Consider the following 24,015-nt stretch of genomic DNA (forward strand, 5'->3'; position numbering starts at 1 on the left):
ATCATCCTTGGTGGTCGGTGTGGAGGGTGGAGATCAGGCGGATCTGTTCTTCGTAGGCCTGGGCGAAATCGCGGGCCAGCAGACGCTCGCTCCAGTCATCGTCCTGACGCAGGGCCTGGTGGTAGCGGCCGAACGCTCTCCAGCGCCCGCCCGAGGTGGCGATCAACGGCTTGTTGTCGCGCTCGAAACGCAGGGTCAGTTGTTCCGGCGAGAAGTGCTCCAGGGTGCCGCGAACGGCGGCGCGGCTGGCGGTCAGCAAAGCCACCTGATGCGCCTGCAGATCGCGGAACGCTCGGGAAATCGCCTGCTCGGCCGGGAGATGACCGGGCTTGTGCGGCTGCAACAGAATCTCCAGCGCTTCGCTCGGATCGACGGCGAATTTCAGCGGGTTCTTGTTGGTGCCTTGCACGGTGGTCTGGGCCAGACGCAGTTCGTTCTTCAGCTCCGAACGGGTGCGCAGGCTCTGCTGCAAACCGCCGATGCTCTGCCGCAACAGGCGTGCGGCATTCAGCGCCAAGGCTTCGCGGGCGTCGTGATCCAGACCTTTGACATCCACGCCCAGCGCCGCGCCGAAATGCTCCCAGAAACCCTCGCTCTGACGCTCGACGACCTTCGGGGCCGGAGCAGGCTCGGGCTCAACCGGGGCAATCAGCTCCGGCACCATCAGGCTTTCCATGTCGATACGCGCATAGTCGGCGCGCTGACGGGAATCCTCGGGCTTGGCGGTCGGGGCCAACAGTTCGTCGATTTCCGAATAGACGCGCTCTTGCTGTTCGATCGCATTCAACGGATCGAGGTCGAGGAAGGCGTCGTCCGGAATGATGCTGCCGGCGGCACGCGGACGGCCGACTTCACCGTCGAAGGTCGCCGGGTCACGCACCAGCCGCGCACGAATCTCGAAGTCACCGAGCACGTAGGTGCTGCCGTGCTCGATACGCACCGGTTCGCCCTTGTGCAGGCGTGCGCCGCTGTCGCCGTCCTGGACCCCGTTGCTGCTGGTGTCGGTGAGGAAAAACGTGCCTTCGCGGTAGCTGACAATCGCGTGGTGATTGGACAGATGCCGCTTGCGGTCAGGAATGATCCAGTCGCAGTCCTCGCCCCGCCCGATTACGCCGCCGGCCTGTTTGAAGGTCTTCTGGCACAACTCGGTGGGCACGAACTGCTTGGTGTTCAGCATTTCGAAAACCAGTTCCATGTTTGATGCTCCTTGCGGTCACTTGCCGCGATTGACCGCTTGCGGGTCACCCAACGGGCGATAGTCGTTGTCGTTGAATTTGTAATTGCCGCTACAGCCGCCAAGGCCGCATAGAACGACGAGGGTCAGCAGGACAGCGTTCCAGTGACGAACAGACATCAGAGGGTCTCCAGGGGTAGACAAAGCACAAAGCGCCGACCCTTGCGGGCGGCGCTGAAATTAATTCTTTGGGTAGTCTCGAAGGCTCTACATCGGGGCCTTCGAGCCATCACAAGGGATATACCGATCCTCTGTGGCGAGGGAGCTTGCTCCCGCCGGGCTGCGAAGCGGCCCCGAAACCAGACGCTGCGCTGCATCAGGGAAACCGGGCTCTGCGGGTTGCGACTGCTGCGCAGCCGAGCGGGAGCAAGCTCCCTCGCCACTGGTAATCTGCAAGCCCCAAGCAAATCATTGGCCACAGGAATACGGCTCGACGCAGCGATCAATTTCAGGTCAGCCATCGAAGTCACCCAAATTGATATTCAACCGCCCGAGGCGGTACAGCAGCGTGCGGCGCGGCAGACCCAGTTCGCGGGCGGCTAGGGTCTGGTTGCCGTCGTTCTTGCGCAGGCAGTCGAGCAACAACGTGCGTTCGACTTTTTCCAGGCGTTCGCGCAGATTCAGGCCGGTGTGGTCTTCGGGCATCGGTTCCATGCGCAGGGAGAAATGCTCGGCCAGCAATTCGCCGCCCTCGCACAACAGCACCGCGCGTTCGACCAGTGCCTTGAGTTCGCGCACGTTGCCGGGGAAGGTGTAACCGGACAGGTGTTCCAGCGCCGCGCTCGACCAGCGCACCGGATCACGCTGCAAATACGCGCAGGTCTTCTCGGCAAAGTGCTGAGCCAGTTCGAGGATGTCGCCTTCGCGCTGACGCAGGGCCGGCAGCTCGATCGGGAACTGCGCGAGGCGGTAATACAAGTCCTCGCGGAATTTGCCTTCGCTGACCAGCGTCGACAGATCGCGGTGCGTCGCGGCGATGATGCGCACATCGATCTTGTGCGTGTCGTTGGAGCCCAGCGGACGAATCTCGCCCTCCTGCAACACCCGCAGAATCTTCGCTTGCAGCGACAGCGGCATGTCGCCGATCTCGTCGAGCAACAGCGTGCCGCCGTTGGCCGCATCGAACAGTCCCGCGCGGTCACGGTCAGCGCCGGTGAACGCGCCTTTGCGATAGCCGAACAGCTCGCTTTCCAGCAGGTTTTCCGGGACGGCCGCGCAGTTCTGCACGATGAACGCCTGAGAGCGGCGCGGGCCGCAATCGTGAATCGCCCGGGCCACAACTTCCTTGCCGGTGCCGGTCTCGCCGCGAAGCAGCACGGTGTACGGGCTGTGCAGGACTTTACTGATCAACGAGTGGGTCTGGCGCATGGCGGCGCTTTTGCCGATCAGGCCATAGCCGTTAATGCTCGGCACACTGCGCGCCACCGTAGCCGATTCGGCCGGCGGCTGGCGCAGACGCTGCAGCAAGTGCAACTGACCGAGCACGAACGAGCCGAGCTGGCCGAGCGAATCGGCAAAACCCTGCAGATCGACGTGACGGCGACTGGCGCACAGCAGCAGGCCTTCAACCGCTTTCTGCTGATTGACCAGTGGCACGCACAGCAGCGATTGCCAGGCACCGGTGGTGGCCGGCAGAAAGCTGGTTTCGTGCAGGCTGGCACCCAGATCGTCGAGGCACACCACGCGGTTCTGGCACAGGGCAAACTGCAGCAGCTGCTCACCGTTGTAGTCCGCCGGCAGGCTGGTGGCGGCGCGCGGTTGCAGCGCGCCGTCGAGGCATTCGGCGTTCATCCCCAGGCAAGTGTGGGTGGCGTCGAGCAGGTACAGCTGCGTCAGTTCGCAACCGCTCAGTTCGGCCAGTCCACGCACGAAGTCACCCAGCAGCGCAGCACCGTCCGCCGCGCGCGACAGGCTGGCGAACTGCGCCAGCAAGGCTTCGGCATAGACCAGTGGCTGCGGCACTTGAGTGAACATCACACCCACCTCAGGCGAACTCGCACGTCACGCTGGCGTTGCCGTCGAGCGTGGCATGCACACGTTTGAGGCTTTCACCGGTGGCCATCGCATCGAGCAAGCGGTCGGCCACCAGCGGCAGCACGTGCTGATCGAGCAAATGGTCGATCAGGCGCGCGCCGCTTTCGCTTTGCGTGCAGCGCTCGGACAGATGATCGACGAGGTTCTGGCACCAGCTGAAATCCAGCTGACGACGGTTGAGACGCTCGCCCAGACGACCAAGTTTGATCTCGATCAGCTCGCGCAGCACCGGGCCGCCCACCGGGTAGTACGGCACCACTTTCATCCGCGCCAGCAGCGCCGGTTTGAAGTGTTTGCTCAGCACCGGGCGAATGGTCTCTTCGAGCAGCTCGGCGGTCGGGCGGGCGCCGTCTTCGCAGAGGTCGCTGATCTTGTCGCTACCGAGGTTCGAGGTCATCAGGATCAAGGTGTTGCGGAAGTCGATCTCGCGACCTTCGCCGTCGTTGGCCACGCCCTTGTCGAAGATCTGGTAGAACAGGTTAAGCACGTCCGGATCAGCCTTTTCGACTTCATCGAGCAGCACCACCGAGTACGGCTTCTGGCGCACCGCTTCGGTGAGCATGCCGCCCTCGCCATAACCGACGTAGCCCGGTGGCGCACCGATCAGACGCGAGACGGTGTGCTTCTCCTGGAATTCGGACATGTTGATGGTGGTGATGAAACGGTCGCCGCCGTACAGCAGGTCAGCCAGAGCCAGTGCGGTTTCGGTCTTGCCGACGCCGCTCGGGCCGACCAGCAGGAACACGCCGACCGGTGCGTCAGGCTTGTTCAGGCCGGCGGCAGTGGCGCGCATCGAGCGATCCAGTGCGTGCACGGCTTGTTCCTGACCACGGATGCGCGTGCGCAGATCGGTGGCGAAACTGGCGACCTTGGCGTTGTGCTCGCGGGCCAGTTGCGCCAGCGGCACGCCGGTCCAGGCGCTGATCACTTCGGCCACCAGACGCGGGCAGACTTCGAAGCTGACCAGACGCTCTTTGACTTGAGCAGCGGTCAGAGCGCTGTGGGTCTGGTGCAGTTCGGCTTCCAGCGCTTCAACGCTCTGGCCTTCCTCGACCTCGGCGGCGATGGTTTCGATCACCGTGCCTTCGGCGTCTTCTTCAACGCTGACGGTCGGCTCTACGGCAGCAGCTTCACGGGCCTTGGCCAGTTGCTGACGCAGTTCCAGCAGGCGCTCGGCCAACTGCTTCTGTTCGGTCCACAGACTTTCCAGCGCGACCATTTCGCTTTCGGCTTCGTCGAGCCGCGCTTCCAGCGCATCCAGCGCTTCGTGGTCGATCAGCAGACCGGCTTCGGCATCGCGGCGCAGAGCCTGACGTTGACGGCCACCTTCGGCCAGTTCGCCACGCAGGCGTTCGAGGCTTTCCGGGGCAGCGGCGAGGCTGATGCGCACGCGGGCACATGCAGTGTCGAGGACGTCGACGGCTTTGTCCGGCAACTGGCGACCGGCCAGATAGCGCGCGGACAATTCCGCCGCCGAGACCACCGCGTCATCCCGCAGGTAGATGCCGTGGCTCTTCTCGTAGACCTGCGCCAGACCACGGAGAATTGTCACCGCTTCGCTGACCGTCGGTTCGTGCAACTGTACCGGTTGGAAACGACGGGCCAGCGCCGGGTCTTTCTCGAAGTATTTCTTGTACTCAGCCCAAGTGGTCGCAGCGATGGTGCGCAGTTCACCGCGAGCCAGCGCCGGTTTCAGCAGGTTGGCCGCGTCGGAACCGCCGGCGTTGCCGCCCGCGCCGATCAGGGTGTGGGCTTCGTCGATGAACAGGATGATCGGTTTCGGCGAGGCTTTGACTTCGTCGATCACACCTTTGAGGCGACGCTCGAATTCACCTTTGACGCTGGCGCCAGCCTGCAGCAGGCCCATGTCCAGCGACAGCAGCTCGACGCCCTTGAGCACCTGCGGCACTTCACCGGCAGCGATGCGCGAGGCCAGACCTTCAACGATGGCGGTCTTACCCACGCCAGCCTCGCCGACCACGATCGGGTTGTTCTTGCGGCGACGGGCGAGGATGTCGACCATCTGCCGAATCGCGCCATCGCGGCACAGCACCGGGTCGAGTTTGCCGTCGCGGGCCTGCTGGGTCAGGTTGTGAGTGAAGCGCTGCAGCAGCGATTCGCCTTGAGCGGCCGGCTTGCCGTTAGCGGCCGGTTGCTCCTGTTGCGACAGGGCAAATTCTTTCAGGCGATCGATGTTCAATTTGGCGAGCAGCGGCTGGTAACGGCTGCCGGCATAGCGCATCGGGTTGCGCAGCAGCGCAAGGATCAGCGCGGCATCTTCGACCTGGGTCTGGCCCAGTTCGAGGTTGGCCACCAGCAGCGCGTCTTGCAGCCACTGCACCAGTTCCGGGGCGAACACCGGGTTGCGCGAGGCGCTGTGTTCAACGCGAGATTGCAGTGCGGCGCTCAGTTCACCGGCGTCGACATCCGCATCCTGCAGCGCGCGCGACAGCAAGCCGTTCGGACGCTCCAGCAGACCCAGCAGCAGGTCTTCAACAAGGATCTTGCTGCCGCCACGGGCCACGCAACGTTCGGCCGAACGTTCCAGGTCACGACGGGTTTCGGCGTCCAGCGCCTGGATGAGTTGTTGCAGGTCTACGTTGATCATGGCTCACGTCCTTAATGAATTTTGCTGCCCAGGGTGACCACGCCGTCTGCTTTTTCGCAGCCCAGCCAACTGGTCCACCCCAGGCGACAGTCGTTCTTCTCACCAATGCGCAGTTCGCGGATTTCTTCCGGGCGCAGCACCAGGCGAATGTCGTAATCGAGCGGGTCACGCAAGGTGAACCGCACCAGCGCGCACAGCGGCTGGTAACCGAAACCGATCGGCAGGAATTCGTGGAATCGCTCCCAGTCGAGTTCGGTGATGTGAATGCGGAATTTGCCGCTGCGGTCGCGCACCCGCTCGCCCAGCACCAGGTCTTCACCGAGCAGGCTGTTGGCGCGACCGAGGCGGTTGCGCTGCTCGTCGAGAATCTCCACGCGACGCTCGATGCACTGCTCGATGACCAGGTCTTCGTGCTTGAAGTAGTAACGCAGCACGGCTTCGATCAGCGCCGCCGAGTGCGCGCGCAAGCTGAGCAAACCGAGGTATGGCAGCAGGCGTTTCCAGTTCAGTTCCTTGGCCTTGCGGATCTCGTCGCCACCCAGACCGATCAGCGCGAACAGCTGCGAGGAGAACGGGTCGATCGCGCCGCTCTGGAAACTGGCGCGATAACGGTACTTGCGCCAGATCGGCAGCATCAGCCGTTGCAAGCGATGGTGGAACAGGTCGAGGAAGTTGCGCGTCGGGTTGCCGTCCTCGCTGTCGCCCAGCGCTTGTTCGCCATAGAACGCCGGCAGCGGCGAACCGGAGCCGACCAGCCCGATCAGGTTGAAACGCATGCGCGCGCGCATCTGCCCGTGCTCTTCGAAAAACTCCACGCGATCAACGTCGCTGCGCGGAAAGCCCAGGCTCGGGTTGGCCTGAAACTCCACCTGATCGTACAGATCGTCTTCGCTCAGGTACGGGTGCGCCTCGCGCAGCCGGTCGATCACCAGCAGCACGGCCTGAAACAGCGAGTACTCGCGTATTACCTTGGTCAGCCCGCTTAAAGCAGGGGCTGCAGGCCCATACGTGGTGTCCATTGGTACACCTCTCCCTGTGTGCTTTTTACCCGCAGCTCGTGGTACGAATTGAGACTGGCGTAAAGCGCGAAAAACTCGTTAAGAACCGAGGCGAAAACGAACAGGTCGCCTTCGCCGATATACCCTTCCGGGTCGATGGTCAGTTCGGTGCGCAGACCGCGCACCGGCAAGCCACGGTGCAGCCGGTCGACGTGGTGGTGCTTGATGTGCTTGAGGCCGCCGAGCAGGCGTTTGCTGACCTTCTCCGCGTGCTGGTCGTAGTAGCGCGGCAGGTCGTAGGTTTCGAGAATCACCTTCAACGCGTTGACGTCGGCCAGCGACAGATAGTTGAGCGACATGTTGCTGATCAGCTTCCACAGGAAGTCACGGTTCAGCGGCGGCGCAAAGCTCGACGTGGCCGGGGTGATGTTGCGGAAACTGAGGAACTCCGGGGTCTCTTCACAGGCCATGCAGATGTCGCCGAGCTTGAGCTTGCGCGGCAGGTTCTGGTTGGTGCAGATCAGCTCGATCGACAGGGTTTCGTGGGCTTCGGTGTGGCGGATGCCGAAGCTCAGGTAGGTGTCGAGGCCGTCATGCAGCAACGACGAACGCTGGCGGATGCTGTAATGCGGACGGCTGTTGGGCACGTCGAAACTCGGGTCGTGCTCGAACGATTCGAACGGCACGTACTCCTGATAACCGAGGCCGCCGGGCTTCCAGCCGGTGACGGTTTCCACCGAGAACACGCCGCAGTTTTCCAGATCGTATTCCGCCGGCAGCAGCAGGTATTCGTCCTGTTTGCCGTCGAGGCGGATCGGCAGGGCGTCGTGCGCGAACAGGTTGGCAATCGGCGTGCAGAACAGCTTCACGTTATCCAGGGTCGGACGCATGCGCATGATCCCGCTCTTGCGGATATCGAAACGCAACTCCAGACCGCGCATCTGCTTGAGGGTGTCTTCCGGCAGCGCCTTGAGGATGTCCAGACCGTTGACGTCGACGAACAGGAACTTGTCCTGAAAGGCGAAGTACTCCTGCAGGTAGCGATAGCCGCGGAAGGTGTTCAGCGGATATGGGATCAACGCTTCTTCTTCGGCAAAGCCCACTGGCTTGACCCGGTCACCCGGAATCTTGAACGCCATCGGCTTGCCCGCCACGCCATCGATCGGCTTGCCGGCACCGTCGAGCGGGATCAGTTCGATGCCTTCCAGGTTGCGCAGCAGGCTCAGATACAGCATCTGGCTGATGTAGCGCTCGCCGGCAAAGTGCAGGCGCAGCTTGCTCAGTTCCAGCTCACCGAGGTGACCGTCGGCGCTCATCTCCAAACGCAGACTGAGCAGCGAACCGTCGCCCTTCACCGAGTAGTTCAGCGCCGCCAGATCCAGCGGCAAGACTTCAGTCGGATAGCAGGTGCGGAAGCGGCAACGCACGTCTTCGATCGGTTTGCTTTCGATCGGCGTATCGCGCTCGACCACCAGCGCCGGCCCGGAACGCTTCAGTGGATCAAACTGCAAAATGCTGAACGCCGGCAACGGACGCATGTAGTTCGGCCACAGCAGTTGCATCAGCGAATGGCTGAGCTCCGGCAGCTCGTCATCGAGCTTCTGCCGCAGCCGCCCGGTGAGGAACGCAAAACCTTCCAGCAACCGCTCCACATCCGGATCCCGCCCAGCCTGGCCCAGAAACGGCGCCAACGCCGGACTACGCTCGGCGAAACGGCGACCGAGTTGGCGCAGTGCGGTGAGTTCGCTTTGGTAGTAGTGGTTAAAGGACACGGGTTACCTGCCTGGTAGTGGAACTCATGGAATAACTGTCCTGCGGATTACGCTTGATGTCCGACCTGATCATTGGATTGCACCTGCAGGCTGGCTTGGCTGAATGCGACCTGCGATGTTTCGCAAAGCCCAACGCAACTCGATGACTTGAGTGGTGAGGATCGCCAGCAACGTGACGCTGCCTTGAGCTACGCCGTAAAACAGGGCTCTTAACGGGTTGTCGGGTAGCATCCAAAGCAGGATGAAGCCCACCATCAGAAAAAGGATGGCCAGCTTGGCGACCAGACCTGGAATCAGCGCAACGATCAGGTTGACGCCCAGAAAAATGTAAAACAGTGCGTAAGTCGCAATGCCGATGGCGACACCACGGCTGGTGAATCCGCCGTTAAAAAGCCTGTAAGCATGCACAACCGCGTCATTCAAAAATGCATAAGCCACGCATCCAAGGGCGTGGATTAATAAGCATAGGGCGAGACGAACGTAGCTGTTCATACTGCTATCAATTTTCCAGAATTTCGTAGGGTGTATTACTGATGAAAATATTCAGCCAATTTTCTTCCCATTGCGGCATGGAGATTATAAAAGCCTTATCTTTCTTTTCGAAGGCAATCCAAGTAATTCCAACCTCAGCATCATCTTCGAATGTGCGCATATCCAATGACTGTGTATCATACAACGGAGTTCGATATACCTTTCCTGGCTCTTTTGAGTCGATAACTCTTAAATACGCCATACCGCCAAGCATAAAGATCCTGCCAACACGCACATTCTCAATTGTGTAGCGGCCCGAGGGGCTAGCTGTAGTTGTACTTGCAGGATACCCGAGCATTGCATTTACGCAATAAACGAGCAATGCAATCAATACCAAGAGCAAACTGATAGGCACCAGCCATTTCTTTTTAAGCGTAGTCATTTTTTCGCCACACCCACTTCGACAGCGATTGTATATGAGCAAAAAATGCGCATCATTTATTCCAAACATTAATAACTGTCACGGGGACATTCTGATATTGGATATCGGACAAAACCTGGAAATCACCGCCTTTTTTAAATTCCGTTCGATATTTTACAAAATGAGAATTCGTAATATAGAAATAACGCGAGTTTTCTATTTCCCGAAACATCGCCTGAGAATCTTCTGCACTGATATAGGGGTTTGAAGCGATGTCTGACTTCATCTGCGCCGCACCGGCATTTGCAGTGGCCGCATAGGCCGGGTTGGCTATACCATCGAAGTTCCAGAACCCCAATGGCTGACTGAAATTGTCATCCGGTGCGTCATTGAAGTCATAGGCGTCCTCAGCGTAAAACCCAATTCGCTCTACAAACAGTTGAATGCTGTCTACGGAAATAACCAGCCTCCCTTCTGGAAATACGCGGACGTTAAAGTTTGCCAGTGCAGCTCGCAATTCATCAGTCTTCTCTATCAGACCAAATTTAACTGCTCGATTATTACTGTATCCAAACTCCTCAACCTTCCTGGCGCTCGCAAACTTAAAGGGATAGACACCCGGCGCCGAGCCAAGATACTTATCTTTAATCTTCTTTCTTATATTATTGCGGCCTGCAGGATTATCCCAAGCGGACTTAAGCTCCTCAATGACAGCTTTCGCAGGCTCAAACTTTTCCAACCAGGCCATTTTTACGATGGTGTCATTAACGTAGGCGATGTCAGCAAGAGCAATATGGTCTTTGACCTCTTTACTCATCGCACCATCGGCAGTTGGCCATGGCTTGCCATCAAACCAATGGCGCATCAGCTTCGCAGCAACTGGCCACTTCATCTTATCCATCGCATCAGGTATATCTGTGATTTTGAATTGACGGACAGCTGCAGACTTACCAGTTTGGTTACTGGCCGGCGTCAGACTTGATGCTATTTTCGTATCCGCCATAACAAAATCCTTTTATCCAATTACGACTTCAGATTGCTGTTCAATAATCAACTCATAGGACTCCGCTACAGAGGACGAAATTTTTTGCGTCTTCCCGTCGGCTCCCGTGACGCCACTGATAACTTTCCCCGAGGCTGTTTTGAAACTGTATGCCACTCCCGCCAGTGGCTTCCCGGAGTCCTGACAATTGATGACGTAGTGCTCATTAAACGGCCATTTGATCTCCACCGGTAACGGCGGCACAAACGGCGCCGGGGAATGCGAGTTGCCGATAATCACCGTGCCAGAACCGGCGGTGACCTTATTGCCATGAGAACCAACCGAATCAACCGTGGCGGCAGGTTTGCCATTGATCAAAACCGTGGTCGCCAGATCGCCAACCAACGCACCACCACACGCCGAGGCATCGCCTTGGCGGGCGGCCGCGAGGCCGTCGAAGAACACGTCGCCGGAACCGGCGGCGATCGGGTTGGTACCGTGGCCAGGAAGTGGGCAAGCGGTGGGGTCGGATACGCGTGCTGCGGGTTTGCCAGACATCGGGAATCTCCTTAGGTGACCTTCACTTGACCGCTGCCATCCAGGCGCGCGGAAAAACTGACCTGACGCTTGAAACCCTCGACTTCCAGCAGGCCTTCGATGCTGAAGGCCAGCCGTAGCTGGTCGTGGTCACGCGGCAGGGAAATGACACGCACGTTGCTCAGGCGCGGCTCGTAGGCTTCGATGAAGTTTTCGATGGCCAGACGGGCCTGACTCAGGGAGTCGTGCAGGCTCAGACGCATGTCATTGAGATCGGGCAACCCGTAGTCGGCCAGCGTTTGCACGCTGCCGGCCCGGGTGCTTAGCATTTTGGCCAGATGGGCAGCCACTGACGCCATGGCACAAGCCTCGAGGCTGTTGCCCTTGCGTAGTTGCGCGTCGCCGTTGAGGCGCTCGAACAGGCTGCCGTATCCGTCCATGAGTCGCTCTTACTCTTTGTCCAGCTTGCCAACCAGCGACAGGGTGAAATCGGCACCCATGTACTTGAAGTGTGGACGCACGTTCAAGCTCACGCGGTACCAGCCCGGCTCGCCTTCAACGTCGCTGACGATCACTTGCGCAGCGCGCAGCGGACGACGGCCACGCACTTCGGCGCTCGGGTTTTCCTGGTCGGCCACGTACTGGCGGATCCACTTGTTCAGTTCCAGCTCGAGGTCGGTACGCTCTTTCCACGAACCGAGTTGCTCGCGCTGCAGCACTTTCAGGTAGTGAGCCAGGCGGTTGACGATCATCATGTACGGCAGTTGGGTGCCGAGCTTGTAGTTCAGCTCTGCAGCCTTGCCTTCTGCGCTGATGCCGAAGAACTTCGGCTTCTGCACCGAGCTGGCGGAGAAGAACGCCGCGTTGTCGGAGCCTTTGCGCATGGTCAGGGAGATGAAGCCTTCCTCTGCCAGTTCGTATTCACGACGGTCGGAAACCAGAACCTCGGTCGGGATCTTGGTTTCGATTTCGCCCATGCTTTCGAAGTGGTGCAGCGGCAGATCTTCAACCGCGCCACCGCTCTGTGGGCCGATGATGTTCGGGCACCAGCGGAATTTGGCGAAGCTGTCGGTCAGCTTGGTGCCGAACGCGAACGCGGTGTTGCCCCACAGGTAGTGCTCGTGGCTGTTGGCAACGGTTTCCTTGTACACGAACGATTTGACCGGGTTTTCTTCCGGATCGTACGGGTTACGCAGCAGGAAACGCGGCACGGTCAGGCCGACGTAGCGGGAGTCTTCCGAAGTACGGAAGCTCTGCCATTTGGCGAATTGCGGGCCTTCGAAGTGGTCTTTCAGATCCTTCAGATCCGGCAGGCCGGTGAAGCTTTCCAGACCGAAGAATTTCGGGCCGGCGGCGGCGATGAACGGCGCGTGGGACATGCAGGAAACGCTGGCCACGTACTGCATCAGTTTCACGTCCGGCGAGCTCGGGGACATGAAGTAGTTGGCGATGATCGCGCCCACCGGCTGACCACCGAACTGGCCGTATTCAGCGGTGTAGATGTGCTTGTACAGGCCCGACTGCATGACTTCCGGCGAATCTTCGAAATCGTCCAGCAGGTCTTCTTTGGAGACGTTGAGGATTTCGATCTTGATGTTTTCGCGGAAGTTGGTGCGGTCGACCAGCAACTGCAGGCCACGCCACGACGATTCCAGAGCCTGGAAGTCCGGGTGGTGCAGGATCTCGTCCATCTGACGGCTGAGCTTGGCATCGATCTCGGCGATCATGCGGTCAACCATGGCTTTCTTGACCGGTTCACCGTTGTTCTGCGGCTTGAGCAGTTCTTCGATGAACGCCGACACGCCACGCTTGGCGATGTCATAGGCTTCGTCGTCCGGAGTCAGACGGGTTTCGGCGATGATGCTGTCGAGAATGCTGTACTCGCCGCTTTCGGCGCTCTTCTCTTGTGCTGCGCTAGTGCTCATTGTGTTGGCTTCCTTGGCTGGAGTCTCAGGCGTCCGGGGCTGCGGCGTTCAGGCCCAGCTCACCGAGTACGCGACCGCGGGATTCGTCGTCGGCGAGCACGCCTTCGATCGCTTTACGGAACGCAGGTGCGTTACCCAGCGGGCCTTTGAGGGCCACCAGCGCATCGCGCAGTTCCATCAGTTTTTTCAGCTCAGGCACTTGCTCGACCAGGCTGGCCGGGTTGAAGTCCTTCATCGAATTGACGCGCAGTTGCACAGCCAGCTCGTCGGCCTCGCCATCTTCCTGCAGACGGTTCGGCACGCTCAGCGTCAGACCCAGCTCTTGCTTGGCCAACACTTCGTCGAAGGTCATCTTGTCGATGCTGATCGGCTTGCGATCTTCGATTTTGCGATCGTCCTTGCGGTGGGTGTAGTCACCGATTGCCAGCAGCTTCAGCGGCAGTTCAATCTCTTCCTGAGCACCGCCGGTGGCGGGTTTGAAGGTGACGTTGATGCGTTCCTTGGGGGCTACCGAGCCTTCTTTGGCCATGGCTTTTCTCCTTGCGGTTGTGGCCCTGGGGCCTATTCGAGTACCACTTCGAGGTCGAGGTGGCACAGCCTGCGATAAATCTCTTCCTTGCGTTCACGTACGGCATGGTTCTGCGGCAACAGCTCGCAGCAGCTATGCAGTAAATGCAGCACTTCCAATGCAAGATCGGGCTCCCAGGCGTGCAGGCCTGAGTCCTGTAATGTCTGATCGAGGGTTTCGAGCTGGTTCTTGGCCAGTTCGTACTTCTTGGCCATGAAGCACAGCCGGGCAAGAGCGAACTGCCAGAAGAACCGCTCGCGTCCACCGTGAGCCGATTGCAGCCCTTGCTTGAGCGTCTGCACGGCAGGCTTCAGGCCTTCCTTGCGCAGCAGCGGCAACACTTCCTGCAGGGCCTTTTCCCAGGCGGGCTGGGTTTCGACGTCGTCGGTTTCGACCTTGCGCGGCGCACTGGCGCTCTGCAGGTGCGGCATGACATTGCCGGCGATCCACGCCCGGGTGGACGGATCGGCAAACGGCGCGCCGTCATGGAAACGACATTCGATGATGCCGGGCAGGCGCTGAACCAAAAGCGCGAAGTGGATTTCCACTTCGCGCATTGCCATCTCGGCGTTGAGGTTCTGGAGACATTCCCAGACCATCCTCTGGCCATCGAACCAGAACGGCGCCTTCGCCAGGCTCGCCTCCAGTTCCACCAGCAGGTCGGCGTATTTGCCCTGATCGAAGCGATCCTGATACTGCTTGAGTTTGTCCACCGGCAGGCCGCGCAGCACGGTGATCTGCTCGGCGTTGCGCTCGGGCACCGCGTCGATCGGCAGCCACAGCAAAGTGCGATTCAGACGCAAAGCGCGCAGGTCGGTGGCTTTCTGTTTGAGCCACCAGGCACATAACGGACGCGCGCTTTCCTGCTGGGCGCGCAGGGCCTTGTAAGCGTCTTTTTCGTTATCGATCGGCGCGCCGGGGGCCATTAGCTGGCTAGCGGCCTGTTTGACCTGCGCCACCGCTGCGCCCACCACACCGGGGGCCGGCTGATTGTCGGCGGCACGCTGGATCATGGTTTTCAGGCGACGCGAGAGCGGCAGCAGCAGCGGTGCGTCATCGCCCAGGTGCTCGGTGCATGCGGCATCGAGGCCGGCCAGATGCTCGGACAGTTGCCGGAACATCGGCAGCTGTTCCTTGATCGCGATGTTTTCAGTGAGCACCTGCTCCAGGCGCGGCACCAGCCAGCCGATGGCGGCAGCGCGGGTGCGCGGTTTGAGCGGGTGAACGTCGGCCCAGTGATTTTCCGACAGATGGTGCAGCAGACCGAGGCCGGCCAGCAGCCCGGGGAAGGATTCACGCTGGTACAGCGACCAGGTCAGCCAGGCGCCGACACGCAAATCCTTGGATTGGGTACGCAGCAGATTTTCGCTGTTTTCACGGATTTTCAGCCAGTCGATCTGCCCGCTTTCGTGCATCGACGAGGCTTTGGCCAGCTCGCTTTCCAGCGCCTCGAATTCGCTCGAAAAACGAACGTCTTCGCCCGCGAAATTCTCTTTGGAAACAGAGACTTTTGCGAGTTCGAGGTAATGGGCGGAAAGTTTGCTTGAGTAGGACATCCATGGCCTTTAATTAGGATTACAGTCATGCGCCTATTGGAGTTGCCGCGGCGCGGGACAGTATCGAAGAGCAGTGAAGCGACTCATCCAATTGAGATGTGCTCTTTCAAGTGGGCGCATCGTAATCACTATGATGGCCACTAGCAAGCATCTGGTTAAACAACAAGACGAAGTGTTCATTGGGCTGTGTAGGAGATCGCCCTATATGTGGCAGGGGAATCCCTGATGGCGAATTATATTGCCCGCATTTGCTCTGCCCCCACAGAACCCTTGATCCAGAGCGGCCCGATCCAGCCTTTGCGAATCGCTTCGAACATCCGTCCCAGTACACGGCGGCCAGCATGACAACTCTGGAAAAAAATAGAAGTAGGATTCTTCCGAAAACCCGCTGGATTTTACAAACAATTCACTGGCGACAACGCTCAACAACAAAAGTGCCATCAATTTGATGGCAATTCATTTTTCTGAAACTTTATTCATCTCGTGAATGCTGTACTTCGGTGCCAACTCAATAATTATCGAAGTGCGATCCAACAGTCATTTCCACCACTTCCGCAACACTTCCACGCCGAAAATACTCTGACAAATGTCAGGGATAATTCTTACATCGTTTTATTTCCCACGTTACCCGCTTGCCTTGGTAAATTCTTTTCGCCCGGCAATGTCAACCAGGCCGACTGACTGTTGAGCCACGGTCCGAAGCCTGCATCTAATTCGGCTCCTGAACCCGGAGCCGCCAAGGAGCTTTACCTCATGGAATTGAAACCCCTGTTGTTCGCAGCACTCATGTGGCTACCCGTCACTCAGGCCTCTGCAGATACCCCGTCACTGGACGGTCATTACTATCTGACCGGTGCAATGGAAATGGGCGCCGAATTGCTGCTGCGCAAGGACGGCACGTTTGACGCAGACGTGGCATATGGCAGCGCTGACGGGTTTGCCAAGGGCACCTGGCGGGTGGAAAACAACACCGTGACGCTGAAGAGCGAAACCAAACCGGCGTCGAACAGCGATTTGTCCGGCCTGTTCCAGGATCTGCAACTGGCGATCGAACCGAACTGCCTGGCCGTGGATTTCGGCAACGGCAAGGCCTGCTTCCGGCGTTAACAAGCCGATTTTCAACCACAAAAAATGGGCACCCGACCGCAATCGGTGTGCCCATTTTTTATTGCAGTTCTCCCCGCTACTCAGGGAGTTCGCCGCAATTTAAGGATTGACGCTGTCTTTCAACGACTTGCCTGGCTTGAATGCCACGGTGTTGCTGGCCTTGATTTTCACCGGCTCACCGGTTTGCGGGTTCTTGCCGGTGCGGGCGCCGCGGTGGCGTTGCAGGAAGGTGCCGAAGCCCACCAGCGTGACGCTGTCCTTGCGGTGCAGAGCGCCGGTGATTTCTTCGAGGACGGCGTTGAGAACGCGGTTGGCCTGTTCTTTGGTCAGATCCGCTTTTTCAGCGATTGCAGCGGCGAGTTCTGGTTTACGCATTAGTGAAGCCCCTTTGACGGTTTTTTGTTGTTATGTCCGTGCTGTTCTCGTTGGAACAGCGCCCAAGGCGCCGCAGGCTCTACTCTGCGGCAGACGGGAGTGAGAATGGCACGCGGATACCGGCGGCGCCAGTCTCCCCGCGACCTTTGTAGGGGCAAAAGCGGGGTGATTCCGACAGAACGACCGGTATTTACGCCAGCAGGGGCGGAAGCTGTTTGTTCAGAGCGAGTTTTTCCATCACTGCCGCGCCAGTCAGGGCATATCCGAGCAACTGACCATCGGCGCTGTGACACAGGGCTTTGATGTCGGCGCCCTGCCCTTCGACGGTCCAGACGCCTTCGCTACCCCGTGGTGGTGGCGAAACGACCAACGGGCACACCGGGGTTTTCACCGTGATCGGCATCGCGCCGTAGCTCACGGCCGTCGGATTGCCGGCCAGGGTTTGTGCCAGTGCACGCGCACAGCTCATGAGGGGCATCACGTACAACAGATTCAGCCCATCGACCTCGGCGCAGTCGCCCAGGGCGTAGATATTAGCGTGGGACGTTTTCAAATAACGGTCGACGACAACGCCGCGATTGACCTGCACCCCGGCCGCCGCCGCCAGATCGATGCGTGGGCGCAGGCCGATGGCCGAGACCACCACATCGCAGGCAATCACCTGACCGTCGGACAGATGCGCTTCCAGACCGTCCGCGACTTTTTGCAGGCGGGTCAGCACCGGACCGAGATGGAAACGCGCGCCCAGGCTTTCCAGCCCGGCCTGCACGGCCGCCGCCGCAGCCGGGTGCAGCAGCATCGGCATCACTTGCTCGCACGGCGCCACCAGTTGCACCTCGTAGCCGCCGAGGATCAGGTCGTTGGCGAATTCACAGCCGATCAGCCCGGCGCCTAGCAGCAATACGCGGCGCTTGCCCGCAGCGGCTGCACGAAAGCGCGCGTAATCTTCGAGATCGTTGATCGGGAACACCAGATCAGCACCGTCACCTTCGATCGGCACTCGCACGGTTTCCGCACCCCAGGCGAGGATCAGATCGCGGTAGTACACCGCTTCTTCGCCGATCCACAGGCGCTTGTGGCCGGCGTCGATGCCGCTGATGCGCGTGTGGGTGCGCACTTCGGCCTTCAACTGCTCGGCCATGGCGCCGGGTTCGGCCATGCTCAGGCCATCGGCGTCCTTGTTCTTGCCGAAACCGGTGGAGAGCATCGGCTTGGAGTAAGAGCGCCCGTCATCGGCGGTAATCAGCAGCAGCGGGGTTTCGCCATCGAGTTTGCGAAACTCGCGGGCCAGGTTGTAACCCGCAAGCCCGGTGCCGACGATTACGACAGGTGCGTTCATGCCTTACTCCTTGGTTTTTCTCAGTTGATTTCGATCATTTCGAAGTCCATCTTGCCGACGCCGCAGTCCGGGCACAGCCAGTCTTCCGGCACGTCCTGCCACAGGGTGCCCGGCGCGATGCCGTCATCCGGCCAACCGTCAGCTTCGTTGTAGATCAGGCCGCAGACGATGCATTGCCACTTTTTCATTCAGGTACTTCCTCAATTCAGGCTTTTGTCGGCGCGGACGGTCGATGGTGGTTGCGCTGCCGTCCGGCTCAGGGCGTTTTGTACTGAGGGTGCCGGGCAGATGCAAGCCTGTTCGGCGCAACGGCGACCCCGATCAATCAAATTCGCAGCACGGCATGTTAAGCTCGCCGCCTCATTTGCGGCCAATAATGACTCATTGTGCAACATTCAAATGCCTGCCCGACCCCGCTCTGGCTGACTCAAAGCCGACTGACGTCCCTTCCCGATTCGTTGACCCTGAACTGGTTGTTCGACGAAGGCTCGCTGACCCGCCGCCTGACCCGGCTGTCGAATGACGGCTTCAGCGTCACACCGTTGTTCGAAGGCTGGGACACTCTGCGCAGTGACGAATGCGCGGCGCTGGATCTGGCCGAAGGCAGCGAAGGCTGGGTGCGCGAGGTGTATCTGCGCGGTCACGGCGAGGCCTGGGTGTTCGCCCGTAGCGTGGCCTCCCGCGCTGCCCTGCAAGGCGACGGTCTGCACATGGACGAACTGGGCAGCCGCTCGCTGGGCGAACTGCTGTTTTGCGACCAGGCCTTCCAGCGTCGCGCCCTCGAAGTTTGTCACTACCCTGAACAATGGTTGCCGCCAGACGTGAAAGCGCCCGAGCTGTGGGGCCGACGTTCGCGTTTCGACCGTGGCGCACTGAGCGTATTGGTCGCGGAAATCTTCCTGCCAAGCCTGTGGATTGCCGCCCGCGCCCATCCGGAGATCTGCTGATGTATCAGAGCCTGCTCAAGTCCCTGAACCGCTTGAATCCACGCGCCTGGGATTTCATTCAGCTGACGCGCATGGACAAGCCGATCGGTATTTACCTGCTGCTGTGGCCGACGCTGTGGGCTTTGTGGATTGCCGGCAAGGGCTCGCCGTCGCTGGCCAATATCGTGATTTTCGTGCTCGGCGTAGTGCTGACCCGCGCCGGTGGTTGCGTGATCAACGACTGGGCGGATCGCAAGGTCGACGGCCACGTCAAACGCACCGCGCAACGACCGCTGGCCAGCGGCAAGATCAGTTCGAAAGAGGCGCTGGTGTTCTTCGCGCTGCTGATGGGCGTGAGTTTCCTGCTGGTGCTGTGCACCAATGCGCCGACCATCTGGCTGTCGCTGGGCGGTCTGGCGCTGGCCTTCACCTACCCGTTCATGAAGCGCTACACCTATTACCCGCAAGTGGTGCTGGGCGCGGCGTTTTCGTGGGGCATGCCGATGGCGTTCACCGCCGAGACCGGCGAGTTGCCGGCGGCGGCGTGGCTGCTGTGGATCGCCAATCTGCTGTGGACGGTGGGTTACGACACCTATTACGCGATGACCGATCGTGACGACGACTTGAAGATCGGCGTGAAATCCACGGCGATTCTGTTTGGCGAGGCGGATCGGGTGATCATCCTGACGTTGCAGGCGCTGTCATTGGGCTGCCTGTTGCTGGCCGGGTCGAAGTTCGAGCTGGGCGTGTGGTTCCATCTCGGTCTGCTGGCGGCCGCTGGATGCTACGCGTGGGAATTCTGGTACACCCGTGATCGCGACCGAATGCGTTGCTTCAAGGCGTTTCTGCACAACCACTGGGCGGGGTTGGCGATTTTTGTCGGGATAGTGCTGGATTATGCAATGCGCTGAAGATTAGAACCTGTGGGAGCGGGCTTGCTCGCGAAGGCATCGTGTCAGTCACCATCATTGTCTACTGACACACCGCTTTCGCGAGCAAGCCCGCTCCCACAGGTGACTTGCGTTTACTTGGCCTTGGCGACTTTCCAGGCACCGTCCATTTTGCCGTCACCGGTCATTTCACCGGCCTTCTTGTCCATCACGAAGGTGTACAGCGGCATGCCTTGGTAGGCCCATTGCATCGTGCCGTCGTCGCGTTTGATGACAGTCCAGTCACCCATCGACTTGTCACCCGCGGTCGCCATCAACGGCGGCCAGTTCGTTGCGCATTTGTCGTTGCACATCGACTTGCCGCCCGAGTCCTTGGCGAAGGTATACAGGGTCATGCCCTTGTGGTCGGTGTACATGCCGTCCTTCTCCATCGCAGGATCAGCAGCCAGCGCAAATCCAGGCAGAGTCAGGGCCGCAGCCATCAGCAGTGCTTTCAAAGAAGCAGTCATTTGAGTCATGGAAACCTTCTTTTGTGGTTGTCAGGATTCGGACTTAGAGCTTAGTCCAGGATCACGCCAACCGCCGGGCGACTAAAATACTGTCACACGACTGCAATAATTCCGTTATCTAATGCGGCGCAAGACAGTTAAATGACAAGAGGATTAAGGCATGGTTGGCAGGAGCATTCTGATCGTCGACGACGAAGCGCCCATTCGCGAAATGATCGCCGTTGCGTTGGAAATGGCCGGCTATGACTGCCTCGAGGCGGAGAACTCGCAGCAGGCACACGCCATCATTGTTGACCGCAAACCGGACCTGATCCTGCTCGACTGGATGCTGCCTGGCACCTCCGGCATCGAACTGGCCCGCCGTCTCAAGCGCGACGAGCTGACCGGGGACATCCCGATCATCATGCTCACCGCCAAGGGCGAAGAGGACAACAAGATCCAGGGTCTTGAAGTCGGCGCCGACGACTACATCACCAAACCGTTTTCCCCACGCGAACTGGTCGCACGCCTCAAGGCTGTGCTGCGCCGCGCCGGCCCGACCGATGGCGAAGCGCCGATCGAAGTCGGCGGCCTGCTGCTCGACCCGATCAGCCACCGCGTAACCATCGACGGCCGTCCGGCCGAGATGGGCCCGACCGAATACCGTCTGCTGCAATTCTTCATGACCCACCAGGAACGCGCCTACACTCGCGGGCAGTTGCTGGATCAGGTCTGGGGCGGCAACGTCTATGTTGAAGAGCGCACCGTCGACGTGCACATCCGACGCCTGCGCAAGGCCCTCGGCGATGCCTACGAAAATCTGGTACAAACCGTGCGCGGCACCGGCTACCGGTTTTCCACCAAGGCCTGATCCGACCGCCAGACTCGCTGACAAGGACCGTAATTTCCGTGAATCAAAACTGGCATGGCACCCTGATTCGCCACATGCTGTTGCTGGTCACAGCGTGTCTGGTGATTGGCCTGATCACCGGCTACTACGGCTGGAGCCTCGCTGCCGGCCTGGGTATTTACCTGGCCTGGACGCTCAAGCAACTGCTGCGTCTGCACGAATGGCTGCGCCTGCACCAACCCGATGAAGCACCGCCCGACGGTTATGGCCTGTGGGGCGAGGTGTTCGACAGCATCTACCACCTGCAACGTCGCGACCAACGGGTACGCGGGCGCCTGCAAGCGGTGATCGACCGGGTGCAGGAGTCCACCGCTGCGCTGAAAGACGCGGTGATCATGCTCGACAGCGACGGCAACCTGGAATGGTGGAACCGCGCCGCCGAAACCCTGCTCGGCCTCAAGACCCCGCAGGACAGCGGCCAACCGGTGACCAACCTGGTACGCCATCCGCGCTTCAAGGAGTACTTCGAGCAGGACAGCTACGCCGAACCGCTGGAAATCCCCTCGCCGACCAATGATCGGGTGCGCATTCAGCTGTATCTGACCCGCTACGGCAACAACGAGCACTTGATGCTGGTGCGCGACGTCACGCGCATCCATCAACTGGAACAGATGCGCAAAGACTTCATCGCCAACGTCTCCCACGAACTGCGCACGCCGCTGACGGTGATCTGCGGCTACCTGGAAACCCTGCTCGACAACGTCGAGGAGGTGAACCCGCGCTGGAGCCGCGCGCTGCAGCAGATGCAGCAACAGGGCGGGCGCATGCAGACGCTGCTCAATGACCTGCTGCTGCTGGCGAAGCTGGAAGCCACCGACTACCCGTCAGATAACCAGCCGGTGCAGATCGATACCCTGCTGCAATCGATCAAGAGCGACGCCCAGCAGTTGTCCGGGCAGAAAAACCAGAAAATCACCCTCGAAGCCGACGGCAAAATCCTGCTCAAGGGCAGCGAGGCCGAACTGCGCAGCGCGTTCTCCAACCTGGTGTTCAACGCGGTGAAATACACCCCGGCCGAAGGCAACATCCGCATTCGCTGGTGGGGCGACGAGCAAGGCGCGCACCTGAGCGTGCAGGATTCCGGGATCGGCATCGACAGCAAGCACCTGCCGCGCCTGACCGAACGCTTCTACCGCGTAGACTCCAGCCGCAACTCCAACACCGGCGGCACTGGCCTGGGTCTGGCAATCGTCAAGCATGTGTTGCTGCGCCATCGCGCGCGCATGGAGATCAGCAGCGTGCCCGGTCACGGCAGCACATTCACCTGTCATTTCGCTCCGGCGCAAGTGGCCAGCGCACGGGCGATCAGCACCGCTGAGTAATGTCGCACTAGGCAATCGCCAGGTCAGCCGCTACATTGGCTGACTTGTGCCTGCCCTTCAGGCGCGACTTTTCTCTCTTTTGAATCACACGGAACCCGCAAAACTCCATCATGGACCCTTCCCCTGGCTTGTCCCTCGCTACGATTTTCGCCGATTTCGGCATGATTCTTTTCGCTCTGATCCTGGTTTTGCTCAACGGCTTCTTCGTTGCGGCAGAATTCGCCATGGTCAAACTGCGCTCGACCCGGGTCGAGGCCATCGCCGACAAGAACGGCTGGCGCGGGCATATTCTGCGCACCGTACACAGTCAGCTCGATGCGTACCTCTCGGCGTGTCAGCTCGGTATCACCCTCGCCTCCCTCGGTCTGGGCTGGGTCGGTGAGCCGGCGTTCGCGCACCTTCTCGAGCCGCTGCTGAGCGCGGTCGGCGTGCAGTCGCCGGAAGTGGTCAAAGGCATTTCGTTCTTTACCGCGTTCTTCATCATTTCCTACCTGCACATTGTGGTTGGCGAGCTGGCGCCCAAGTCGTGGGCGATCCGCAAACCGGAGCTGCTGTCGCTGTGGACGGCGGTGCCGCTGTACCTGTTCTACTGGGCGATGTACCCGGCGATCTACCTGCTCAACGCCAGCGCCAACGCGATTCTGCGGATCGCCGGCCAAGGCGAGCCCGGCCCGCACCACGAACACCATTACAGCCGCGAAGAACTGAAACTGATCCTGCACTCCAGCCGTGGTCAGGACCCGAGCGACCAAGGCATGCGCGTGCTGGCCTCGGCAGTGGAGATGGGCGAGCTGGAAGTGGTCGACTGGGCCAACTCCCGCGAAGACCTGATCACCCTCGAATTCAACGCACCGCTGAAAGAAATCCTGGCGATGTTCCGTCGCCACAAGTTCAGCCGTTATCCGGTGTACGACAGCGAGCGCCAGGAGTTCGTCGGCCTGCTGCACATCAAGGACCTGCTGCTGGAACTGGCGGCGCTGGATCACATTCCCGAGTCGTTCAACCTGGCTGAGCTGACCCGCCCGCTGGAGCGCGTATCGCGGCACATGCCGCTGTCGCAGCTGCTGGAGCAGTTCCGCAAGGGCGGCTCGCACTTCGCCGTGGTTGAAGAGGCCGACGGCAATATCATCGGCTACCTGACCATGGAAGACGTGCTGGAAGTGCTGGTCGGCGACATCCAGGACGAACACCGCAAGGCCGAACGCGGAATCCTCGCGTATCAGCCGGGCAAGCTGCTGGTGCGTGGTGATACACCGCTGTTCAAGGTTGAACGCCTGCTCGGCATCGACCTGGATCACATCGAAGCCGAAACCCTCGCCGGCCTGGTCTACGAGACCCTGAAACGGGTACCGGAGGAGGAAGAGGTGCTGGAAGTCGAAGGCCTGCGGATCATCATCAAGAAGATGAAAGGGCCGAAGATTGTGCTGGCGAAGGTGTTGATGCTGGATTGATCGCGATTGCAGGACAGCTTTTGTGGCGAGGGAGCTTGCTCCCGCTCGGCTGCGCAGCAGTCGCAGAGCCGTGTGCAGGTTGTATCTGATCGAACGCGGTT

At 60.0% G+C, this 24,015-nt stretch carries 24 protein-coding genes; 6 read left to right on the forward strand and 18 right to left on the reverse strand.

Annotated elements, in window-relative coordinates:
- Nucleotide 1: 1 nt before the first annotated feature.
- The 14 genes from tagH to tssA form a co-directional block, all read right to left on the reverse strand.
- Entirely contained in the window at nucleotides 2-1,195 is a 1,194-nt protein-coding gene (gene tagH, locus AC1RBR_RS00345) for a type VI secretion system-associated FHA domain protein TagH (protein ID WP_003229565.1), read from the reverse strand.
- Nucleotides 1,196-1,213: 18 nt separating this feature from the next.
- Nucleotides 1,214-1,354, reverse strand: coding sequence for a type VI secretion protein (locus AC1RBR_RS00350; RefSeq protein ID WP_095137719.1), 141 nt, complete (start codon nucleotides 1,352-1,354; stop codon nucleotides 1,214-1,216).
- Nucleotides 1,355-1,687: 333 nt separating this feature from the next.
- Nucleotides 1,688-3,208 carry a sigma-54 interaction domain-containing protein gene (locus AC1RBR_RS00355; RefSeq protein ID WP_492562451.1) on the reverse strand — a complete coding sequence of 507 codons (1,521 nt, stop codon included), beginning with the start codon at nucleotides 3,206-3,208 and terminating at the stop codon, nucleotides 1,688-1,690.
- A gap of 10 nt (nucleotides 3,209-3,218) precedes the next feature.
- Nucleotides 3,219-5,876, reverse strand: a complete 2,658-nt coding sequence (tssH, locus tag AC1RBR_RS00360; RefSeq protein WP_095137721.1) for a type VI secretion system ATPase TssH — start codon at nucleotides 5,874-5,876, stop codon at nucleotides 3,219-3,221.
- An 11-nt stretch (nucleotides 5,877-5,887) separates the two neighbouring features.
- Nucleotides 5,888-6,895: a type VI secretion system baseplate subunit TssG gene (tssG, locus tag AC1RBR_RS00365; protein WP_041071592.1), complete on the reverse strand. Its 1,008-nt coding sequence runs from the start codon at nucleotides 6,893-6,895 to the stop codon at nucleotides 5,888-5,890.
- Nucleotides 6,859-8,646: a type VI secretion system baseplate subunit TssF gene (gene tssF / locus AC1RBR_RS00370; protein ID WP_007962320.1), complete on the reverse strand. Its 1,788-nt coding sequence runs from the start codon at nucleotides 8,644-8,646 to the stop codon at nucleotides 6,859-6,861. Before tssF ends, tssG begins: the two co-directional genes overlap by 37 nt.
- Nucleotides 8,647-8,715: 69 nt before the next feature.
- The gene (locus AC1RBR_RS00375; protein ID WP_492562453.1) at nucleotides 8,716-9,138 is read right to left on the reverse strand and encodes a hypothetical protein; all 423 of its coding nucleotides are present in this window, start codon (nucleotides 9,136-9,138) and stop codon (nucleotides 8,716-8,718) included.
- 7 nt (nucleotides 9,139-9,145) lie between these two features.
- Nucleotides 9,146-9,559: a hypothetical protein gene (locus AC1RBR_RS00380; RefSeq protein WP_492562454.1), complete on the reverse strand. Its 414-nt coding sequence runs from the start codon at nucleotides 9,557-9,559 to the stop codon at nucleotides 9,146-9,148.
- Between the two features lie 52 nt (nucleotides 9,560-9,611).
- Entirely contained in the window at nucleotides 9,612-10,541 is a 930-nt protein-coding gene (locus AC1RBR_RS00385; protein WP_492562456.1) for a DUF6402 family protein, read from the reverse strand.
- 12 nt (nucleotides 10,542-10,553) lie between these two features.
- Nucleotides 10,554-11,078, reverse strand: a complete 525-nt coding sequence (locus AC1RBR_RS00390; RefSeq protein WP_204894004.1) for a PAAR domain-containing protein — start codon at nucleotides 11,076-11,078, stop codon at nucleotides 10,554-10,556.
- 11 nt (nucleotides 11,079-11,089) lie between these two features.
- Complete coding sequence (gene tssE / locus AC1RBR_RS00395; protein WP_007920274.1) at nucleotides 11,090-11,497, reverse strand: type VI secretion system baseplate subunit TssE; 408 nt, start codon at nucleotides 11,495-11,497, stop codon at nucleotides 11,090-11,092.
- 9 nt (nucleotides 11,498-11,506) lie between these two features.
- On the reverse strand, nucleotides 11,507-12,982 hold the full coding sequence (tssC, locus tag AC1RBR_RS00400) for a type VI secretion system contractile sheath large subunit (RefSeq protein WP_003229584.1): 1,476 nt from the start codon (nucleotides 12,980-12,982) through the stop codon (nucleotides 11,507-11,509).
- A 25-nt stretch (nucleotides 12,983-13,007) separates the two neighbouring features.
- Nucleotides 13,008-13,511 (reverse strand): type VI secretion system contractile sheath small subunit, encoded by a 504-nt coding sequence (tssB, locus tag AC1RBR_RS00405; protein WP_003229587.1) that lies wholly within the window; start codon nucleotides 13,509-13,511, stop codon nucleotides 13,008-13,010.
- Between the two features lie 32 nt (nucleotides 13,512-13,543).
- Nucleotides 13,544-15,106 (reverse strand): type VI secretion system protein TssA, encoded by a 1,563-nt coding sequence (gene tssA / locus AC1RBR_RS00410; RefSeq protein WP_047596841.1) that lies wholly within the window; start codon nucleotides 15,104-15,106, stop codon nucleotides 13,544-13,546.
- A gap of 753 nt (nucleotides 15,107-15,859) precedes the next feature.
- Here tssA and AC1RBR_RS00415 point away from each other — a divergent pair.
- Entirely contained in the window at nucleotides 15,860-16,213 is a 354-nt protein-coding gene (locus AC1RBR_RS00415) for a hypothetical protein (protein ID WP_492562458.1), read from the forward strand.
- A 99-nt stretch (nucleotides 16,214-16,312) separates the two neighbouring features.
- On the opposite strand, the gene AC1RBR_RS00420 is transcribed toward AC1RBR_RS00415, so the two are convergent.
- The 3 genes from AC1RBR_RS00420 to AC1RBR_RS00430 form a co-directional block, all read right to left on the reverse strand.
- Nucleotides 16,313-16,588 (reverse strand): HU family DNA-binding protein, encoded by a 276-nt coding sequence (locus AC1RBR_RS00420; protein ID WP_003213368.1) that lies wholly within the window; start codon nucleotides 16,586-16,588, stop codon nucleotides 16,313-16,315.
- 190 nt (nucleotides 16,589-16,778) lie between these two features.
- Nucleotides 16,779-17,927, reverse strand: a complete 1,149-nt coding sequence (locus AC1RBR_RS00425) for an NAD(P)/FAD-dependent oxidoreductase (RefSeq protein ID WP_492562460.1) — start codon at nucleotides 17,925-17,927, stop codon at nucleotides 16,779-16,781.
- A 20-nt stretch (nucleotides 17,928-17,947) separates the two neighbouring features.
- Entirely contained in the window at nucleotides 17,948-18,115 is a 168-nt protein-coding gene (locus AC1RBR_RS00430) for a rubredoxin (RefSeq protein WP_003437744.1), read from the reverse strand.
- A gap of 198 nt (nucleotides 18,116-18,313) precedes the next feature.
- On the opposite strand from AC1RBR_RS00430, the gene AC1RBR_RS00435 reads away from it, so the two are divergent.
- Nucleotides 18,314-18,874: a chorismate lyase gene (locus tag AC1RBR_RS00435; RefSeq protein WP_204894001.1), complete on the forward strand. Its 561-nt coding sequence runs from the start codon at nucleotides 18,314-18,316 to the stop codon at nucleotides 18,872-18,874.
- The gene (gene ubiA, locus AC1RBR_RS00440) at nucleotides 18,874-19,764 is read left to right on the forward strand and encodes a 4-hydroxybenzoate octaprenyltransferase (RefSeq protein ID WP_492562465.1); all 891 of its coding nucleotides are present in this window, start codon (nucleotides 18,874-18,876) and stop codon (nucleotides 19,762-19,764) included. Before AC1RBR_RS00435 ends, ubiA begins: the two co-directional genes overlap by 1 nt.
- Before the next feature lie 113 nt (nucleotides 19,765-19,877).
- On the opposite strand, the gene AC1RBR_RS00445 is transcribed toward ubiA, so the two are convergent.
- The gene (locus tag AC1RBR_RS00445; RefSeq protein ID WP_492562467.1) at nucleotides 19,878-20,261 is read right to left on the reverse strand and encodes a COG4315 family predicted lipoprotein; all 384 of its coding nucleotides are present in this window, start codon (nucleotides 20,259-20,261) and stop codon (nucleotides 19,878-19,880) included.
- Nucleotides 20,262-20,412: 151 nt separating this feature from the next.
- On the opposite strand from AC1RBR_RS00445, the gene phoB reads away from it, so the two are divergent.
- The 3 genes from phoB (at nucleotide 20,413) to AC1RBR_RS00460 (ending at nucleotide 23,914) form a co-directional block, all read left to right on the forward strand.
- On the forward strand, nucleotides 20,413-21,102 hold the full coding sequence (gene phoB / locus AC1RBR_RS00450; RefSeq protein ID WP_003229608.1) for a phosphate regulon transcriptional regulator PhoB: 690 nt from the start codon (nucleotides 20,413-20,415) through the stop codon (nucleotides 21,100-21,102).
- A 74-nt stretch (nucleotides 21,103-21,176) separates the two neighbouring features.
- A complete protein-coding gene (gene phoR, locus AC1RBR_RS00455) occupies nucleotides 21,177-22,463 on the forward strand; it encodes a phosphate regulon sensor histidine kinase PhoR (protein WP_208101382.1) in 1,287 nt (428 codons plus the stop codon).
- 110 nt (nucleotides 22,464-22,573) lie between these two features.
- Nucleotides 22,574-23,914, forward strand: coding sequence for a hemolysin family protein (locus AC1RBR_RS00460; protein WP_007962298.1), 1,341 nt, complete (start codon nucleotides 22,574-22,576; stop codon nucleotides 23,912-23,914).
- Nucleotides 23,915-24,015 lie beyond the last annotated feature (101 nt).

This window comes from Pseudomonas sp. GW823-FHT01D03, from assembly GCF_058798255.1.

Excerpts from the sequence above, each read along its gene's own strand:
- tagH (WP_003229565.1), bottom strand. The coding sequence starts at position 1,195 with ATGGAACTGGTTTTCGAAATGCTGAACACCAAGCAGTTCGTGCCCACC.
- phoB (WP_003229608.1), top strand. The coding sequence starts at position 20,413 with ATGGTTGGCAGGAGCATTCTGATCGTCGACGACGAAGCGCCCATTCGC.
- AC1RBR_RS00390 (WP_204894004.1), bottom strand. The coding sequence starts at position 11,078 with ATGTCTGGCAAACCCGCAGCACGCGTATCCGACCCCACCGCTTGCCCA.
- tssB (WP_003229587.1), bottom strand. The coding sequence starts at position 13,511 with ATGGCCAAAGAAGGCTCGGTAGCCCCCAAGGAACGCATCAACGTCACC.
- tssG (WP_041071592.1), bottom strand. The coding sequence starts at position 6,895 with ATGGACACCACGTATGGGCCTGCAGCCCCTGCTTTAAGCGGGCTGACC.
- tssA (WP_047596841.1), bottom strand. The coding sequence starts at position 15,106 with ATGTCCTACTCAAGCAAACTTTCCGCCCATTACCTCGAACTCGCAAAA.
- AC1RBR_RS00380 (WP_492562454.1), bottom strand. The coding sequence starts at position 9,559 with ATGACTACGCTTAAAAAGAAATGGCTGGTGCCTATCAGTTTGCTCTTG.
- tssH (WP_095137721.1), bottom strand. The coding sequence starts at position 5,876 with ATGATCAACGTAGACCTGCAACAACTCATCCAGGCGCTGGACGCCGAA.
- AC1RBR_RS00460 (WP_007962298.1), top strand. The coding sequence starts at position 22,574 with ATGGACCCTTCCCCTGGCTTGTCCCTCGCTACGATTTTCGCCGATTTC.
- tssC (WP_003229584.1), bottom strand. The coding sequence starts at position 12,982 with ATGAGCACTAGCGCAGCACAAGAGAAGAGCGCCGAAAGCGGCGAGTAC.
- AC1RBR_RS00385 (WP_492562456.1), bottom strand. The coding sequence starts at position 10,541 with ATGGCGGATACGAAAATAGCATCAAGTCTGACGCCGGCCAGTAACCAA.
- AC1RBR_RS00425 (WP_492562460.1), bottom strand. The coding sequence starts at position 17,927 with ATGAACGCACCTGTCGTAATCGTCGGCACCGGGCTTGCGGGTTACAAC.
- phoR (WP_208101382.1), top strand. The coding sequence starts at position 21,177 with ATGCTGTTGCTGGTCACAGCGTGTCTGGTGATTGGCCTGATCACCGGC.
- ubiA (WP_492562465.1), top strand. The coding sequence starts at position 18,874 with ATGTATCAGAGCCTGCTCAAGTCCCTGAACCGCTTGAATCCACGCGCC.
- AC1RBR_RS00445 (WP_492562467.1), bottom strand. The coding sequence starts at position 20,261 with ATGACTCAAATGACTGCTTCTTTGAAAGCACTGCTGATGGCTGCGGCC.
- AC1RBR_RS00350 (WP_095137719.1), bottom strand. The coding sequence starts at position 1,354 with ATGTCTGTTCGTCACTGGAACGCTGTCCTGCTGACCCTCGTCGTTCTA.
- AC1RBR_RS00430 (WP_003437744.1), bottom strand. The coding sequence starts at position 18,115 with ATGAAAAAGTGGCAATGCATCGTCTGCGGCCTGATCTACAACGAAGCT.
- AC1RBR_RS00415 (WP_492562458.1), top strand. The coding sequence starts at position 15,860 with ATGGAATTGAAACCCCTGTTGTTCGCAGCACTCATGTGGCTACCCGTC.
- AC1RBR_RS00420 (WP_003213368.1), bottom strand. The coding sequence starts at position 16,588 with ATGCGTAAACCAGAACTCGCCGCTGCAATCGCTGAAAAAGCGGATCTG.
- AC1RBR_RS00375 (WP_492562453.1), bottom strand. The coding sequence starts at position 9,138 with ATGAACAGCTACGTTCGTCTCGCCCTATGCTTATTAATCCACGCCCTT.
- AC1RBR_RS00355 (WP_492562451.1), bottom strand. The coding sequence starts at position 3,208 with ATGTTCACTCAAGTGCCGCAGCCACTGGTCTATGCCGAAGCCTTGCTG.
- tssE (WP_007920274.1), bottom strand. The coding sequence starts at position 11,497 with ATGGACGGATACGGCAGCCTGTTCGAGCGCCTCAACGGCGACGCGCAA.